Annotated in this window: 14 protein-coding genes; 5 read left to right on the top strand and 9 right to left on the bottom strand. The window is 62.2% G+C overall.

What is annotated here, in order from left to right:
• Positions 1-83: 83 nt before the first annotated feature.
• Together GIW79_RS07680 and GIW79_RS07685 are read left to right on the top strand one after the other, a co-directional pair.
• Positions 84-1,019: a chemotaxis protein CheV gene (locus GIW79_RS07680; protein WP_034126805.1), complete on the top strand. Its 936-nt coding sequence runs from the start codon at positions 84-86 to the stop codon at positions 1,017-1,019.
• A 38-nt stretch (positions 1,020-1,057) separates the two neighbouring features.
• Positions 1,058-1,864, top strand: coding sequence for an MOSC domain-containing protein (locus GIW79_RS07685; protein ID WP_089041952.1), 807 nt, complete (start codon positions 1,058-1,060; stop codon positions 1,862-1,864).
• A 47-nt stretch (positions 1,865-1,911) separates the two neighbouring features.
• On the opposite strand, the gene ppnP is transcribed toward GIW79_RS07685, so the two are convergent.
• The 8 genes from ppnP to GIW79_RS07725 form a co-directional block, all read right to left on the bottom strand.
• The gene (ppnP, locus tag GIW79_RS07690; RefSeq protein ID WP_003226701.1) at positions 1,912-2,196 is read right to left on the bottom strand and encodes a pyrimidine/purine nucleoside phosphorylase; all 285 of its coding nucleotides are present in this window, start codon (positions 2,194-2,196) and stop codon (positions 1,912-1,914) included.
• A gap of 222 nt (positions 2,197-2,418) precedes the next feature.
• A complete protein-coding gene (locus tag GIW79_RS07695; protein ID WP_019818536.1) occupies positions 2,419-2,961 on the bottom strand; it encodes an exonuclease domain-containing protein in 543 nt (180 codons plus the stop codon).
• Between the two features lie 74 nt (positions 2,962-3,035).
• Complete coding sequence (locus GIW79_RS07700; protein ID WP_197901268.1) at positions 3,036-4,919, bottom strand: acetyl/propionyl/methylcrotonyl-CoA carboxylase subunit alpha; 1,884 nt, start codon at positions 4,917-4,919, stop codon at positions 3,036-3,038.
• A gap of 109 nt (positions 4,920-5,028) precedes the next feature.
• The gene (locus GIW79_RS07705) at positions 5,029-5,790 is read right to left on the bottom strand and encodes an enoyl-CoA hydratase/isomerase family protein (protein ID WP_072448050.1); all 762 of its coding nucleotides are present in this window, start codon (positions 5,788-5,790) and stop codon (positions 5,029-5,031) included.
• The gene (atuD, locus tag GIW79_RS07710; protein WP_054896351.1) at positions 5,787-6,944 is read right to left on the bottom strand and encodes a citronellyl-CoA dehydrogenase; all 1,158 of its coding nucleotides are present in this window, start codon (positions 6,942-6,944) and stop codon (positions 5,787-5,789) included. Before atuD ends, GIW79_RS07705 begins: the two co-directional genes overlap by 4 nt.
• A 93-nt stretch (positions 6,945-7,037) precedes the next feature.
• Entirely contained in the window at positions 7,038-8,651 is a 1,614-nt protein-coding gene (locus GIW79_RS07715) for an acyl-CoA carboxylase subunit beta (protein ID WP_236477362.1), read from the bottom strand.
• A gap of 4 nt (positions 8,652-8,655) precedes the next feature.
• A complete protein-coding gene (locus GIW79_RS07720; RefSeq protein WP_034126811.1) occupies positions 8,656-9,528 on the bottom strand; it encodes an SDR family oxidoreductase in 873 nt (290 codons plus the stop codon).
• A gap of 12 nt (positions 9,529-9,540) precedes the next feature.
• A complete protein-coding gene (locus GIW79_RS07725) occupies positions 9,541-11,319 on the bottom strand; it encodes an acyclic terpene utilization AtuA family protein (RefSeq protein ID WP_236456546.1) in 1,779 nt (592 codons plus the stop codon).
• A gap of 153 nt (positions 11,320-11,472) precedes the next feature.
• Here GIW79_RS07725 and GIW79_RS07730 point away from each other — a divergent pair, with 153 nt between their 5' ends.
• Positions 11,473-12,096 carry a TetR/AcrR family transcriptional regulator gene (locus GIW79_RS07730; RefSeq protein ID WP_034126813.1) on the top strand — a complete coding sequence of 208 codons (624 nt, stop codon included), beginning with the start codon at positions 11,473-11,475 and terminating at the stop codon, positions 12,094-12,096.
• A 92-nt stretch (positions 12,097-12,188) separates the two neighbouring features.
• Positions 12,189-12,977 carry a substrate-binding periplasmic protein gene (locus GIW79_RS07735; protein WP_236456548.1) on the top strand — a complete coding sequence of 263 codons (789 nt, stop codon included), beginning with the start codon at positions 12,189-12,191 and terminating at the stop codon, positions 12,975-12,977.
• 480 nt (positions 12,978-13,457) lie between these two features.
• On the opposite strand, the gene GIW79_RS07740 is transcribed toward GIW79_RS07735, so the two are convergent.
• On the bottom strand, positions 13,458-14,009 hold the full coding sequence (locus GIW79_RS07740; RefSeq protein ID WP_032904207.1) for an RNA polymerase factor sigma-70: 552 nt from the start codon (positions 14,007-14,009) through the stop codon (positions 13,458-13,460).
• Positions 14,010-14,310: 301 nt separating this feature from the next.
• Here GIW79_RS07740 and GIW79_RS07745 point away from each other — a divergent pair, with 301 nt between their 5' ends.
• Positions 14,311-15,063 (top strand): thioesterase II family protein, encoded by a 753-nt coding sequence (locus tag GIW79_RS07745; RefSeq protein ID WP_057976982.1) that lies wholly within the window; start codon positions 14,311-14,313, stop codon positions 15,061-15,063.
• The last annotated feature ends 41 nt before the right edge of the window (positions 15,064-15,104 follow it).

The raw sequence follows: 15,104 nt of genomic DNA on the forward strand, positions 1-15,104 counted from the left end.
GGTCCGGCGCTTGCCGCCGATAACGTGCTTATACAGCTGCATACCCTTTCACGCGCCTGCGGCGTGTACTCCAGGAGCTTTTAATGGCCGGCATTCTCGACACGGTAGATCAACGCACGCAATTGGTGGGTGAGAATCGCCTGGAAATTCTCATGTTCCGCCTCTTCGGACGGCAGTTGTTCGCGATCAACGTGTTCAAAGTGCAGGAAGTGCTGCAGTTGCCCAAGCTGACCCTGATGCCCCAGCGCCACCCGTTCGTGTGTGGGGTGGTCAACCTGCGTGGCCAGACCCTGCCGGTGATCGATCTGTCCCAGGCCATCGGCATGCGTCCTTTGGTGCCGGGCCCCAACAGCACCATTATCGTCACCGAATATAATCGCTCGGTGCAGGCGTTCCTGGTGGGCGGCGTCGACCGCATCGTCAACATGAACTGGGAAGCCATCCTGCCGCCGCCGACCAGCGCCGGTCGCCAGCACTACCTCACCGCCATCAGCAAGGTCGATGAGCAACTGGTGGAAATCATCGACGTGGAAAAAGTCCTCGCCGAGATCGTGCCCTACAACGCCAAGGTCTCCCGGGACAAACTTGAAGACCCGGTGCTGGAGCGTGCCCGTGGCCGCGAAGTGCTTCTGGTGGATGATTCCAACGTGGCGTTGTCGCAGTTGCGTGACACCCTGGGCCAGTTGGGCGTGAAGATGCACGTCGCCAGCGACGGTCTCAAGGCACTGAACATGCTCAAGGCTTGGGCCGACAGCGGCCAGGTGATGACCGACAAACTGCTGATGATCTTCACCGACGCCGAAATGCCCGAGATGGATGGCTACCGTCTCACTACCGAAATCCGCAACGACCCGCGCCTGCGTGGTCTGTACGTGGTGATGCACACCTCGCTGTCGGGCAGCTTCAATGACTCGATGGTCAAGAAGGTCGGCTGCGACAATTTCCTCTCCAAATTCCAGCCGGACAAGCTGGTGGACGTGGTACGCCAGCGACTGATGTTGGACGAAATGCCCGCCTGACTTTAGGATGACACTTTGTTTCCTAGGAAGGCAGGCCCATGCTGCGTCTCAGCGCGTTGTACCGTTACCCCTTGAAGTCCGGCAAGGCCGAAGCCTTGCAGCAGATTGGCCTGGATAAACTCGGGTTGGACGGGGATCGACGCTGGATGCTGGTGGATGAAGCCAGCGGGCGGTTCCTGACGCAACGGGCCGTGGCGAAGATGAGCCAGCTCTCGGCGTTGTGGAACAGCAGCGGGGGCCTGACCCTGAGTTCGCCGGGCTACGCGCCATTGGATGTGGCATTGCCGGGCAGCGCCAGCGAACTGCGTGGTGTGACCATCTGGCGCGACACCCTGCGTGTGCCGGATGCTGGCGATGAGGCCGCGGCCTGGGTCAGTGCATTCATTGGCAAGCCGACGCGCTTGGTGCAACTGCCCCTGGAACGTGCGCGCACCACCGAAGCCGGGTATGGCAAGGATGACGACAAGGTCGGCTTCGCTGACGGCTACCCGTTGCTGTTGATCGGCCAGGGCTCCCTCGACGACTTGTGTGAAAAGATCGGCCGCCCGATGGAGATGCTGCGTTTTCGTCCCAACCTGGTCATCGAGGGCGCCGAGGCTTTCGCCGAAGACGGCTGGAAGCGCTTGCGCATCGGCGACGTGGAGTTTCGGGTGGTCAAGCCGTGCTCGCGGTGCATCCTCACCACAGTCGACCCCCAGACCGGTGAGCGCAGCCCCGACCGCGAGCCTTTCGCGACGCTGCAAACCTACCGCCAGACCGAAAAGGGCGCGATGTTCGGCCAGAACCTGGTCAACGATGGCATCGGGCGCCTGGAAGTCGGCATGCCGGTAACGGTGCTGGAATAAAAAAGCCCGTCTCGTGGGAGACGGGCTTTTTGTGTGCCGGGTACCGCTTAGCCGCGGTATTCACACAGGTAGGCGGTGTCCACCGCAACCTTCAACTGGAACTTGCTGTTGGCCGGTACGTTGAACTGGCTGCCGGCAGCGAAGGTTTCCCAGTCGCTGCTGTCGGGCAGCTTCACGGTCAGGGCGCCGGAGACCACGTGCATGATTTCACGTTGGGCGGTGCCGAATTCGTATTCACCCGGAGCCATCACGCCGATGGTCGCCGGCCCTTCTGCGGTGCCGAAAGCGATCGACTTGACGGTGCCGTCGAAGTACTCGTTGACTTTGAACATGGGTGAATCCTCGGAAAAGATGGATGCTTACGCTCATCACTGCAGGCGCGGGCTTCTGTGGCGAGGGAGCTTGCTCCCGTTGACTGCGTAGCAGTCCCCGTTTTTTGGGGGAGCTTCGCACCCCAGCGCAAGCAAGCTTGCTCGCCACAGGATTTCGTTGGTGCAGGTGGGCAGCATCAAAGGAAATTGGCTGGCCAGTATGCCCAAGGCTGCAAGCGCTGCCTAGACCGGCAATATCAGCGGCAGCAGGCGTGCGGTGTTGCGTGCATCCTCCAGGGCGCGATGCTGCTGGCCATTGAACTGCATTCCTGCCAATTGCAGCGCACCATTGAGCCCCAGCGGCTTGTCCAGGCGCCGGGCCTTGGCAAAGCGTTGCTTGAGGTTCACATGCGGCGTATCGCCCAGGGCGCTGGCGAGGCCATGGCGCTGCCACTCCAGCTCAAGCTGCACGCGATCATAGTCACCCCAACTGGCCCAGCCTTCCAGGCGTGGCTGATGTTGGCCCAGCCAGCGCTCGAACAGCGGCCACACCTCGGTGATCGGCGCGGCCATGTCGATATTGGCCTGGGTGATATGGGTGAGTTTGCGGCAAAAGGGTGTCAGCAACGGCCGGCGCAAGGGCCGCACAAAGCGCTGGAAGTGGTCCAGTTCGCGGCCCTGGCGGTTGACCAGGCTGGCGCCGATCTCGATGACTTCCATCTCTGTCACGGGCCAGCCGCCGTCATCCGTTGTGGCTTCAAGGTCAATAATCAGCCAATGAGGCATGTGCAGGTTCCCGTACTCGTCCCTTCCTGATGGGGATAGAGCGTAGCCCGGCCCTGTAGTTCCGCCTAGGGGCGTTATTCGATCTCCAGCAAAACCTGACGGTTGCGCACCTGGTCGCCCGTCATGACGCGCATCTCCTTGACGGTGCCATCGATGCCGGCCTTCAACGGGTGCTCCATTTTCATCGCTTCGAGCACCAGCAACAGTTGGCCTTTGCTGACGGTCTCACCGACGCACACCCGTATATCGACGATGGCGCCGTCCATGGGCGCCTGGACCGTGCCGCTGCTGGCGTCGGCCTGGCGGCTGGCGACTTGCTGGGTGCGGTCTGTGACAGTCAGCCCTGGTAGCCATAGCCGGTTGCCGTCCAGGTGATAAGCGATGCGTCGGCGGACCCCCTTGATGACCAGGCTGGCGTGGCGGCCGTCGGTGGTGAGTTGCAGGTCGTCAACGCTGACGCTGTGGAGTTGGCCGTTGGCCTCCAGACGGTACGTTACCGGGACACTCGCCGTATTGCGCCAGCGCGCAAGTGTTTGGGTGTGCTGGTTGGCGCTGTGTTGATAAAACAGCGCGGCGGCCAGCTTGAGCTGTTCAGCGGTCGCCGTCTGCTGTGGGATGACGCTGAAGTGTTCGGCGATCAACCCCGTGCTGAAGTCGCCATTGATAAAGTCCGGGTGCTTGAGCAGGTCGATGAGCAAACGCTGGTTGGTCGCCACGCCCAGCAATACGCTGTCTTCCACGGCCCGCAGCAGTTTTCGCCGGGCTTCTTCGCGGCTGGCGCCGTGGGCGATGATCTTGCCCAGCATCGAGTCGTAGAACGGGCTGACGGTTTGGCCTTCAAGCAATCCATGGTCGATGCGTACGCCGGGGGCTGGTTCCCAACGCAACACGTCACCGGTTTGCGGCAGGAAGCCCTGGGCCGGGTCTTCGGCGTACAGGCGTACTTCCATGGCGTGGCCGGTCAGGGTCACCTGTGATTGGGTGAGTGGCAGCGGTTGGCCGGCGGCGATCTGCAACTGCCAGTCCACCAGGTCGAGGCCGGTAATCATCTCGGTGACGGGGTGTTCGACTTGCAGGCGCGTGTTCATTTCCAGGAAATAAAACTGGCCGTTGCGGTCGAGCAGAAACTCCACGGTGCCGGCACCTACATAGTTCACCGCCCGCCCGGCCTTGAGCGCGGCTTCGCCCATGGCCTGGCGCAGATCGGGCGTCATCACGGGGCAGGGCGCTTCTTCAATGACTTTCTGATGGCGGCGCTGTATCGAACAGTCGCGTTCGCCGAGGTAAATGAGGTTGCCATGGCTGTCGCCGAACAGCTGCACTTCCACGTGGCGCGGGTCGATCAGCGCCTGTTCAAGGATCAGCTCGTCGCTGCCGAACGCATTCATGGCTTCCGAGCGTGCGGTGCGCAGTTGCTCCAGCAGCTGTTCGCGCTGGTGCACCAGGCGCATGCCACGCCCACCGCCGCCGGCGCTGGCCTTGATCATCAGTGGGAAGCCGATGCGTTCGGCTTCCCGTTGCAGGGTGGCATCGTCCTGGGCACTGCCTTGATAACCGGCGATGCAAGGTACGCCGGCGTCGAGCATGGCGAGTTTGGACAGGCGTTTGCTGCCCATCAGTTCGATCGCCTCGGCGCTGGGGCCGATGAAGGTGAGCGTGGCCTGCTGGCAGGCGCGGGCGAAGTCGGGGTTTTCCGAGAGGAAGCCGTAGCCGGGGTGAATGGCGTCGGCGCCGGTCAGTTGGGCGGCGGCGAGGATGGCCTCTGTGTTCAGGTAGGACTGGTGGACGGGCGCCGGGCCGATGTGTACGGCTTCGTCGGCCATCTGCACGTGCAGGGCATCGGTATCCGCGTCGCTGTACACGGCCACGGTGCGGTAGCCGAGGGCCTGGGCAGTGCGCTGGATGCGGCAGGCGATTTCACCGCGGTTGGCGATCAGGATCTTGGTGAATGCGGGCATTGGGTTATCCCTTGGTGGATGTGGCGTGTGTTGGGGCTTCTTCGCAGGCAAGCCAGCTCCCACATTTGAAATGTCTCCCCCTGTGGGAGCTGGCTTGCCTGCGATGGCGTCATCGAGACCAACTCGGCTTTCGCTTCTGCACAAACGCCTGCGTCCCCTCGACCCCTTCTTCACTCCTCACCGCCTCGGCAAACCACTGCGCCCCGCGATCCAGCACGGCCTCAAGGGGCTCATCCACACTGGCCAGCAACAGCGCTTTAGTCCGTGCGTTCGCCCCCGGCGCACACTGCAACACCTGCCCCAATACCTCATCCACCCGCTGCGCCAATGCCTGGGCGTCGTGCTCGACAAAATGCACCACTCCCAGCCGCCCAGCCTCCACCCCATCAAACCGCGCCGCCGTCAGCGCCAGGCGCCGCGTGTGAGTAAGGCCAATACGCTTGACCACAAACGGCGCAATCTGTGCCGGCAACAACCCCAGGCGGGTCTCGGGCAAGCCGAACTGCGCCTGGCCCTCTGCAATCGCAATATCACTCACGCACGCCAGCCCGAACCCACCGCCCAGCACCGCGCCTTGCAGCACCGCGATCACCACGGGTGTCAGTGCCTGCACCTCTTGCAGCAAGGTGCCAAATGCGCGGTTCAACGCTTGCAGTTGATCCCCCGCGCTGACCAGGTCCTTCACATCGGCCCCCGCGCAAAAATGCCCGCCCGCGCCGCTGATCACCACGGCGCGCACCTGGCTGTCCAACTGCGCCAGTACCGCACGCAGCTCATTGACCATTTCAAGGCTCATTGCATTGCGGCATTCGGGCCGGTTGAGGGTGATATGCAGCACGCCGTTGTGGGCTTCTAGCAGCAAGGTGCTCATGGCTTTTTACCGGGCAGGGTGCCCATCAGTTTGCAGATGATGCCCAGCATGATTTCGTCGGCACCGCCGCCAATCGACACCAGGCGCACGTCGCGATAGGCGCGGGCCACCGGGTTGTCCCACATGAAGCCCATGCCGCCCCAATATTGCAGGCAACTGTCGCTGACCTCACGGCCCAGGCGCCCGGCCTTGAGTTTGGCCATGGAGGCCAGCCGCGTGACATCCTGGCCCTTGATGTACTGCTCGGTGGCCTGGTAGACCAAGGCGCGCAGGCATTCGATTTCGGTGGCCAGTTCCGCCAGGCGGAAGTGGATCACCTGGTTGTCGATCAACGCCTTGCCGAAGGTTTGGCGCTCCTTGCAGTATTCGATGGTGCTGTCGATGCAGTACTCCAGGCCCTTGATCATATTGGCCGCGCCAAACAGGCGTTCCTCCTGGAACTGCAACATCTGCATCATGAAGCCCGCGCCTTCGTGGCCGATGCGGTTGCGTTGCGGTACGCGCACGCCGTCGAAAAACACCTGGGCGGTCTCGGAGCTGTGCATGCCGAGTTTTTCCAACGGCGGGCTGACGCTGATGCCGGGGCTGTTCATCGGCACCATGATCAGGGATTTGTTGATGTGCGGCTTGTCGTCCGAGGTGTTGGCCAGCAGGCAGATGAAGTCAGCGCTGGGCGAATTGGTGATCCACATCTTGCTGCCATTGATCACGTAGTCGTCGCCGTCCTTGCGCGCATGGGTCTTGAGCCCGGCCACGTCGGAGCCGGCGCCGGTTTCCGAGACGCCGATGCAGCCCACTTGTTCGCCGCTGATGGCCGGGCGCAGGAACTCTTCGCGCAGTTCATCGGAGCCGAAGCGCGCCAGGGCCGGAGTGCACATATCGGTCTGCACACCAATGGACATGGGGATGCCGCCGCAGCGGATGGTGCCGAACTCTTCGGCGGCGACAATGGAGTAGCTGTAGTCCAGGCCCATGCCGCCGAATTTTTCCGGTTTGGAGATGCCCAGCAGGCCGAGGTCGCCGGCCTTGCGGAAGATTTCGTGAATGGGGAAGCGCCCGGCTTTTTCCCATTCATCCACGTACGGGTTGATCTCGCGGTCGACGAAGGCGCGCACGGTGCGGCGCAGTTCCTGGTGTTCCTGGGTGAAGATCATTTTTATTGTTCTCCCTGTTGGGACGCGGAGCGTCCTGGTTTGCATTCCCACGCGGAGCGTGGGAACGATCACCCACGTGGAGCGTGGGAACGATCAGCGCGCCACGCCAAAGCTGTTCGGTTGCAGTTGCCGCAGTTCGGCTTCGTGACAGATATCCAGCACAAACCCGAGCAAGGTGCGGGTATCCCGTGGATCAATCAGCCCGTCGTCCCACAGGTTGGCGCTGCTGTAGAGGGCGGTGGACTGGCTGTCGAGCTTCTGCGCGGTGACCTGTTCGAGCATGTCGAGCACCTTGGGGTCGGGCACCAGGCCGTCCTTGAGTTGCTTGGCCTCGGTGACAATGCGCAGCACCTTGCCCGCTTGTGCGCCGCCCATCACCGCGGTGCGGCTGTTGGGCCAGGCGAAGATAAAGCGCGGGTCCAGGCCGCGACCGCACATGGCGTAGTTGCCGGCACCGTAGGAACCCCCGACCACGATGGTGAGTTTAGGCACACGGGCATTGGCGACCGCCTGGATCATCTTCGCGCCGTGCTTGATCACCCCTTGCTGTTCCGACTCGGTGCCCACCATGAAGCCGGTGGTGTTGTGCAAAAACAGCAGCGGCGTGCGGCTCTGGTCGCACAGCTGGATAAACTGCGCGGCCTTGCTCGCGCCCTTCGGCGTGATGGGGCCGTTATTGCCGATCACTCCCACGGCGCGCCCCTGGATATGCAGATGGGCGCAGACGGTGTGGGGGTCGAACTCGCCTTTGAATTCCAGCAGGTTGGAACCGTCGGCCAGGCGCACCAGGATTTCGCGCACGTCATAGGGCTTTTTCGGGTCATCGGGGATCAGCCCCAACAGCTCTTCAATCGGGTACAGCGGTTCGCGATAGGCGCGGGGTGGCGCGTGCGGCAAGCGATCATTCCAGGGCAGCAGGCCCACAATTTCACGCACGATGCGCACGCCGTCGGCATCGTCTTGGGCCAGGTACTCAGCGGTGCCGGCGGTTTGCGCGTGCATCTGCGCACCCCCCAGTTCTTCATCGGTGGCGACTTCGCCAGTGGCGGCCTTGAGCAACGGTGGCCCGGCGAGGAACAGCTTGGCCTTGCCGCGCACCACCACCACGTAATCCGACAGCCCCGGCTGATACGCACCGCCGGCCGTCGCCGAGCCGTGCACCACGGTGATCTGCGGCAAGCCCATGGCGGACATGCGGGCTTGGTTGGCAAAGCTGCGCGCGCCTTCGACGAAAATCTCGGCTGCGTAGTTGAGGTTGGCGCCGCCGCTTTCGGCGAGGGTCACCACTGGCAGTTTGTTCTCCATGGCGATCTGTTGCAGGCGCAGGGATTTTTTCAGCCCGGAGGGGGAAATGGTGCCGCCTTTGATCGCGCTGTTGTTGGCCACCACCAGCATGCGCACGCCGCTGACATAGCCGATACCAGCGATCAGCCCGCCACCGGCGGCGCTACCGTCCTTGTCGTCGTGGAGTTTGTAGCCGGCCAGACTGGCCAGCTCCAGGAAAGGCGCGCCGGGGTCCAGCAGCAGGTTGAGGCGCTCACGGGGCAGCAATTGGCCGCGCTTGTCGAACTTGGGCTTGGCTTCCTGGGCCTTGGCCAGCAGGGTGTGTTCCAGTTGGCGTAGCTGGGCAATGGACGCCAGCATGGCTTCGCGGTTTTGCGCGAACGCTGGGCTGTTAGGCTCGATCATGGTTTCAATGACTGACATGGCGTTATTGCTCCGCCTTGAGCACATCCGGCAGGTAGGCGCGGTGGAACCCGTTGAATGGCTCGCTCGGCGCCTGCGCCTTGTGCAGCGGCCATGCGCGGCTGCCCAGGCTGGCGGCGCCGTCGATGCGCAGGGTGCTACCGCTGATAAAGGCCGCAGCCGGGCTGAGCAGGAAGACGATGGCCGCGCTGACTTCCGACTCGGTGCCGATGCGCTTGAGCGGTACATGCTCACGCAGGGTGGGAATCACCGCCTTGAACGCGCCTTCGTAGGTGTCCATGCCGCTGGAGGCAATCCAGCCAGGCGCCACGGCGTTGACGCGCACCCCGGCATAGCCCCACTCAAACGCGGCGGTCTTGGTGACGTTGTCCATGCCGGAGCGCGCCGCGCCGGAGTGGCCCATGCCGGGCATGCCGCCCCACATGTCGGCGAGCATGTTGACGATCGCGCCACCGTGCTTGCTCATCGACTGGTTGAACACTTCCCGCGCCATCAGGAAACCGCCCACCAGGTTGGTGCGCAGTACGGTTTCAAAGCCCTTCTGATTGATCGCCGCCAGTGGCGACGGGTATTGGCCGCCCGCGTTATTCACCAGGCCATGGATGGGGCCGTGGTCGTGCAGGATCTGCGTGACCAGCGCTTTCACCGCCTCTTCCTCACGAATGTCACAGGCATGCCAATGGGCGACGCCGCCATCTTCAGCAATTTCCGCCGCGACCTTCTGCAGTTTTTCTGGCTTGCGCCCCACCAGGATCACGCAGGCACCAAGGGCCGCCAGCTCATGGGCGGTGCAGCGGCCAATGCCACTGCCGCCGCCGGTGACAATCACGGTTTGCCCCTTGAACAGGTCGGCTTTGAAGATCGAGTCGAAGGCCACGGCGACGGTCCTTTAGGTGAGTTGATCGGCAATGTATTGCGGCACGGCGATGGGGATTTCCAGCAGTTGCTGAGCGAAGGCTTTGCCTTGCGGGTCGATGCGCAGGCTGGCGATACCGCCGCCGCCCAGGGCGTTTTCCAGCAGGAAGTTGAGGCTGTGGCTGCCGGGCAAGTACCAGCGTTCGACGCGGCCATGGATCGGGTCGAGCACGTGGTCCATCCAGTCGACGATCACCTCCGGGGTCAGGGCTTCGGCGATCCACGGCAGGTAGTCGGGGTGGCGGGCGATCACGCCAATATTGCTGTGGTTGCCCTTGTCACCAGAGCGCGCCACGGCGAGTTTCACCAGCGGCACACTGGCATCGGCACGGCCCTCCGGCTTGGCCGGCTCGATGGGCACAGCCGGCGTGAGCAGAGGCGCGGAGGCGGGCAGCTCGACGGCATGACGTTGGCCTTGGTACTCGATGGCGACGCTACACCGTGATTTGTCGACCAGGAACGAAAACAGCCGAATCAGCGGATACACCGTCGGCCGCCCGCCAACAATGCCGGTCAGCCCCGGTGCCATGCCGGTGGCCGCCTGGGCGATCTCGCGAGCGAACAGCACCAGCGCCTGCTTGTTCGGATGCCGCACCGCCAGCTTCATCACCACTTCACGGCAATCCGCACGCCGGGCGTGGGCGCCGTAGGTGGCTTCGCTGCCAAGCAGTTCGATGTTGACGTCGGTGTAGGGCGCCCAGCCGCGCTGGCTGAACAGCTCCGAAGTCTTGTTGATGAGCGCCTGGCTGACCCGCTCGGCCTTGGCCACCGCGTCGATGCCGGCGAGCAGGCAACTGGCGGTGCAGCGAAAGCCATCGGGGTAAGTGGCGCTGACCTTGTACTGGTCGGTGGGTGGCAGGCCCTTGGCGCCGTGCAGGCGCACCGCGTGTTTGCCTTGTTGCTGCAGTTTGACCTGGCTGAAATCGCAGATCACGTCCGGCAGCACATAGGCGCGCGGGTCACCGATTTCATACAGCAGTTGTTCGGCCACGCTGAGTTCGCTGATCAGCCCGCCGCTGCCTTCGACCTTGTTGACGGTGAACTGGCCGTCGGCGCTGACTTCGACGATAGGGAAGCCGATGTGTTCGTAGTCGGGCACGTCACGCCAGTCGGTGAAGTTACCGCCGGTGCATTGGGCGCCGCATTCGATGATATGCCCGGCCAGGGCGGCCTGGGCCAGGTGATCGTAGTCCTGCCATGACCAATTGAATTCATGCACCAGTGCCGCGCTGACCACTGCGCTGTCGACCACCCGGCCGGTGATGACAATATCGGCGCCGAGCCCCAATGCCTGGGCAATGCCCGGTGCGCCGAGGTAGGCGTTGGCGGACACGCACAGGGGCGGCAGCGGGGCCCCGTTGTACAGGTCGGTGACAGTCGGCAGCTGTTTGAGTTGAGGGTGCAGGTCATCACCCAGCAACACGGCGATTTTCAGCGGGATGTGGGCGTTATCGCAGGCCGCTTGCAGGGCGGCGGCGCAGGCCTGGGGGTTGATACCGCCGGCATTGCTGATCACTCGGATGCCCTGGCGCTGGATATCCGCCAGCAGGGGCGTAAGCACCTCGACAAAATCCGTGGCGTAACCGGCCTTGGGGTCTTTCAGGCGGGCACCGGCGAGGATCGACATGGTGACTTCCGCCAGGTAATCGAACACCAGGTAATCCAAGGCACCGCCCTGCACCAATTGGGCGGCGGCGGTGCAGGTGTCGCCCCAGAAGGCGCTGGCGCAGCCGATACGTACCGTCTTGCTCATGAGAAATCCTTCCTCCAAGGGCTGGTGCCGAGACTACCAAGCAAGCGCTTGGTTTGTAAACTCCAGTCACAAGTTTTACCCAAGCGCTTGCTTGGGTGGCAGTCACGGCCTAAATTGCCGGCCAAGACGACAGTAGACGTGAAGGAGAGCAGCATGGATGAGCACAAAGCCCTGGGGGTGATGCGCACCATGGTCGATGGTGGCCAATTGACCGACCCCGAGAGCGCCCGCGGCAAGTTGCTGCAAACCGCAGCTCATCTGTTTCGCAACAAGGGTTTCGAGCGCACCACTGTGCGAGATCTGGCCAGCGCCGTGGGCATCCAGTCCGGCAGCATCTTTCATCACTTCAAGAGCAAGGATGAGATATTGCGTGCGGTGATGGAGGAAACCATCCATTACAACACCGCGATGATGCGCGCTTCACTGGAGGAGGCGAGCACGGTGCGCGAACGCGTGCTGGCGCTGATCCGCTGCGAGTTGCAGTCGATCATGGGTGGCAGTGGCGAGGCCATGGCGGTGCTGGTCTACGAATGGCGCTCGCTGTCGGCCGAAGGCCAGGCGCACGTGCTGGCCCTGCGTGACGTGTATGAGCAGATCTGGTTGCAGGTACTGGGCGAGGCCAAGGCCGCTGGCTACATCCGGGGCGATGTGTTTATCACCCGGCGCTTCCTCACTGGCGCCTTGTCCTGGACCACCACCTGGTTTCGCGCCCAAGGCAGCCTGACCCTTGAGGAGTTGGCCGAAGAGGCCTTGTTGATGGTGCTGAAGTCGGACTGAGGCGCAAGTTATTAATTTGCTGGCGAAAGTTGTCTCCCCCAGTAAAAACGCCTAGCTTATCGGCATTGAACTCTTCAACGGTGCGTGCCTCGATGTTTTCGCCATGGCGGCTGGCTGCAGGACTTACTTTATGGGCACTGGGCACCGCCGCGTGGACGCAGGCCGGTGCCGCGCAGTTGGTGAGAATCGGCGCGGCGCATTTTCCGCCCTACACCGTACGCCCTGAACAAGGCGCCGACACCGGGTTGCTGCCGCAATTGGTCGAGGCGTTGAACGCTGCGCAAACGGATTACCAGTTCGTGGTGGTGCCTACCTCCATCCCCCGGCGTTTTCGTGACTTCGAGCAAGGCCGGGTCGACATGGCCATCTTCGAAAACCCGTCCTGGGGTTGGCAGAATATTGCCCATACCAGTGTTGATATGGGGCTGGAAGATGCGGAAATATTCGTTGCCCAGCGTCAACCCGGGCGCGACCAGAGCTACTTCACCGACCTCACCGGTAAGCGCCTGGCGGTATTCAGCGGGTATCACTATGCCTTTGCCGACTTCAATCCCGATCCCAAGAACATGGCCGAGCGTTTCAATGCGACGTTGACCTATTCCCATGACAGTAATCTGCTGATGGTTGCTCGTGGGCGTGCGGATATTGCGCTGGTTACCCGTTCGTACCTGAGTGATTTCATGGTGCGCAACGCAGACATGGCGGGGCAGTTTTTGGTGTCGGAGCGTATTGACCAGGTGTATCACCACTACGCGTTGTTGCGGCCCAAGGCACCGATCACTGGTCCGGCGTTTGCCGAACTGCTCAAGCGTCTGCGCGACAGTGGCCAGATGCTGAAGATTTTTGAGCCGTATCGTATTGATGTGACGGCGCTGCCCTGAGGTCTTAGCAAGTAAAATCCTTCGGGCTCAGTGGGATCAACTGTGGGAGCTGGCTTGCCTGCGAAGACGGCCTGACAGTCAACACAGTTGGACCGTGTACATATCCATTCCTGCGGTAACGGCTACTTAGGGTTCCGCTTTTACAGCGGCTCACTTTTGAAAAGCGCAAAAGTAAGCAAAACGCTCTTGCCCCACCACTCGGCACCTCGCCTAGGCTCGGTGTGCCCGTAATCCGCCAGTGATTTGGGGGGCCGCCGCCACGCGCCATCCATGGCGCGGGGCGGCTAAACCGGCATCCCTGCCGGTTTACCCCCCAAATCCCTGTCGAATTCCGGCCAGCGTGGTTTAACGGGGCGCCTAAGATCAAAAGCCAGATCAAGATCACAAGCAGATCAAGATCACAAGCAGATCAAGATCAAGAGCGGCTCGCTTCGCATCGTAGTTTCCGTGGAGCCCTTACCCACATATGTCGGCGCTGCATTAAACCCGCCGCGCAAACGTATCGCTATGACTGCCCGACACCTTGCGGCAATGCACCAGCGCATCGCGAATCATGAAGTTCACCAAGGTCGGAGACACCCCAAGCTCCTTGGCGATGTCTTTTTGCGGCACGCCATGCAAGCGGTACATCTCGAACGCGTAGCGGGTGCGCTGGGGCAGTTGCGTCAGGGCGTCGGCGATGTTTTCCAGGGTGTTGAAATTGATGTGCGAGGTTTCCGGTGAAGCGCCGTGAATAACCACATTCAAGCCTTCCTCCTCGGTCCCGGAGTATTTGAGCTCCAGGGCCTGCTTGCGGTAATGATCGATCGCCAGGTTGCGCACGATCTGAAACAGATAACTCAGTTGGGCCTTGAACGATGAGGTGATGGTCGGCGCCGACTGCAGCCGGAAGTAGGCGTCCTGCACCACGTCTTCGGCGCGGGAGCGGCACCCGGTGATACGGGCCGCGATCTTCACCAAAATCAGTCGATTGTCGACGAACGCCTGGAGAAGGGGTGAATCGCACCTGCCTGTGGATACTTGTTCCGTCATGGAAATCACCTTGCTGCGAATAGGTTAGGGGAGGGCATCCCTGCTGAGGCCTCCTACATATCGGGCAACAAATTATGCTTAATGATAATGATTGTCAAATGAGAAGACGAACTAATCTTATGCCTTGGGCAAAGGTGTGAACCACGTCTCGCTCGCCCCCGGCGACTAATTATTTGAAGGCTCCGTCCGTTCTCATGGGTGACAGGTTCGTTAGTACAACGGCCAAGGATCAGCACCCGCAGGAGGACCAGATGGGTTTTTATCGTGCATTCAGCGTGTTTCAGTTCGGAGTCCTCACGGGATGAGTACGTCCCTGCGGCTGCGCCTGTTTTGCCTGCCCCACTCAGGCGCCAGCGCCTCGGTCTACGCTCGCTGGCGCCGGGTCCTGCCGGACTGGCTGCAAGTGTGCCCGCTGGAATTGCCGGGACGCGGCATGCGCATGGACGAGCCATTGCAGCGCGATATCAAGGCCTTGGCCGCGCAGCTTGCTGAAGAAATCAGCCGTGATCTGGATGGCCCCTATGCCTTGTTCGGCCACAGCCTTGGCGGGCTGTTGGCGTTTGAATTGGCTCACGCTTTAAACGCGCGCAATCTGCCCGCGCCCCTGGCGTTGTTCGTGTCCGGCACGGCGGGCCCGGCGCGTCGTGATGTGAGCGAGTACGCCGTCGAAAAGACCGATGCCCAACTCATTGCCCGGCTGCGCGAATTGCAGGGCACCGCCGAAGAAGCCCTGGCCAACCCCGAGCTGATGCAACTGATGTTGCCGATCCTGCGCGCTGATTTCCTGCTGTGCGGCAGTTTCACCTATGGCGAGCGTCAGCCTCTGACGCTGCCGATTCACGTGTTCGGTGGCAAGCAAGACAGCGTGCGTGCCGACCAGTTGCTCGACTGGCAACTCGACGCCGCCAGTGGGTTTTCCCTGGACATGTTTGACGGCCATCACTTCTTCCTCGTGCAGCACGAAAGCGCCGTGCTGCGCTGCGTGCGTCGCTATGCCGACGAGCACTTGGCGCGCTGGCGCATTGGTGCGACGCGGCAGCTCGTCGCCGGCTGAACCCCACCGACTTCTTCCCGAATTTCCCGTAAGCCGATTTC

The sequence above is a fragment of the Pseudomonas sp. PA-7-1E genome (genome assembly GCF_021605325.1).
Classification (GTDB): domain Bacteria; phylum Pseudomonadota; class Gammaproteobacteria; order Pseudomonadales; family Pseudomonadaceae; genus Aquipseudomonas; species Aquipseudomonas fluorescens_BV.

Bases quoted from the DNA above. Each gene is read 5' to 3' on its own strand.
- GIW79_RS07680 (WP_034126805.1), top strand. From the start codon at position 84: ATGGCCGGCATTCTCGACACGGTAGATCAACGCACGCAATTGGTGGGT.
- GIW79_RS07685 (WP_089041952.1), top strand. From the start codon at position 1,058: ATGCTGCGTCTCAGCGCGTTGTACCGTTACCCCTTGAAGTCCGGCAAG.
- ppnP (WP_003226701.1), bottom strand. From the start codon at position 2,196: ATGTTCAAAGTCAACGAGTACTTCGACGGCACCGTCAAGTCGATCGCT.
- GIW79_RS07695 (WP_019818536.1), bottom strand. From the start codon at position 2,961: ATGCCTCATTGGCTGATTATTGACCTTGAAGCCACAACGGATGACGGC.
- GIW79_RS07700 (WP_197901268.1), bottom strand. From the start codon at position 4,919: ATGCCCGCATTCACCAAGATCCTGATCGCCAACCGCGGTGAAATCGCC.
- GIW79_RS07705 (WP_072448050.1), bottom strand. From the start codon at position 5,790: ATGAGCACCTTGCTGCTAGAAGCCCACAACGGCGTGCTGCATATCACC.
- atuD (WP_054896351.1), bottom strand. From the start codon at position 6,944: ATGATCTTCACCCAGGAACACCAGGAACTGCGCCGCACCGTGCGCGCC.
- GIW79_RS07715 (WP_236477362.1), bottom strand. From the start codon at position 8,651: ATGTCAGTCATTGAAACCATGATCGAGCCTAACAGCCCAGCGTTCGCG.
- GIW79_RS07725 (WP_236456546.1), bottom strand. From the start codon at position 11,319: ATGAGCAAGACGGTACGTATCGGCTGCGCCAGCGCCTTCTGGGGCGAC.
- GIW79_RS07730 (WP_034126813.1), top strand. From the start codon at position 11,473: ATGGATGAGCACAAAGCCCTGGGGGTGATGCGCACCATGGTCGATGGT.
- GIW79_RS07735 (WP_236456548.1), top strand. From the start codon at position 12,189: ATGTTTTCGCCATGGCGGCTGGCTGCAGGACTTACTTTATGGGCACTG.
- GIW79_RS07740 (WP_032904207.1), bottom strand. From the start codon at position 14,009: ATGACGGAACAAGTATCCACAGGCAGGTGCGATTCACCCCTTCTCCAG.
- GIW79_RS07745 (WP_057976982.1), top strand. From the start codon at position 14,311: ATGAGTACGTCCCTGCGGCTGCGCCTGTTTTGCCTGCCCCACTCAGGC.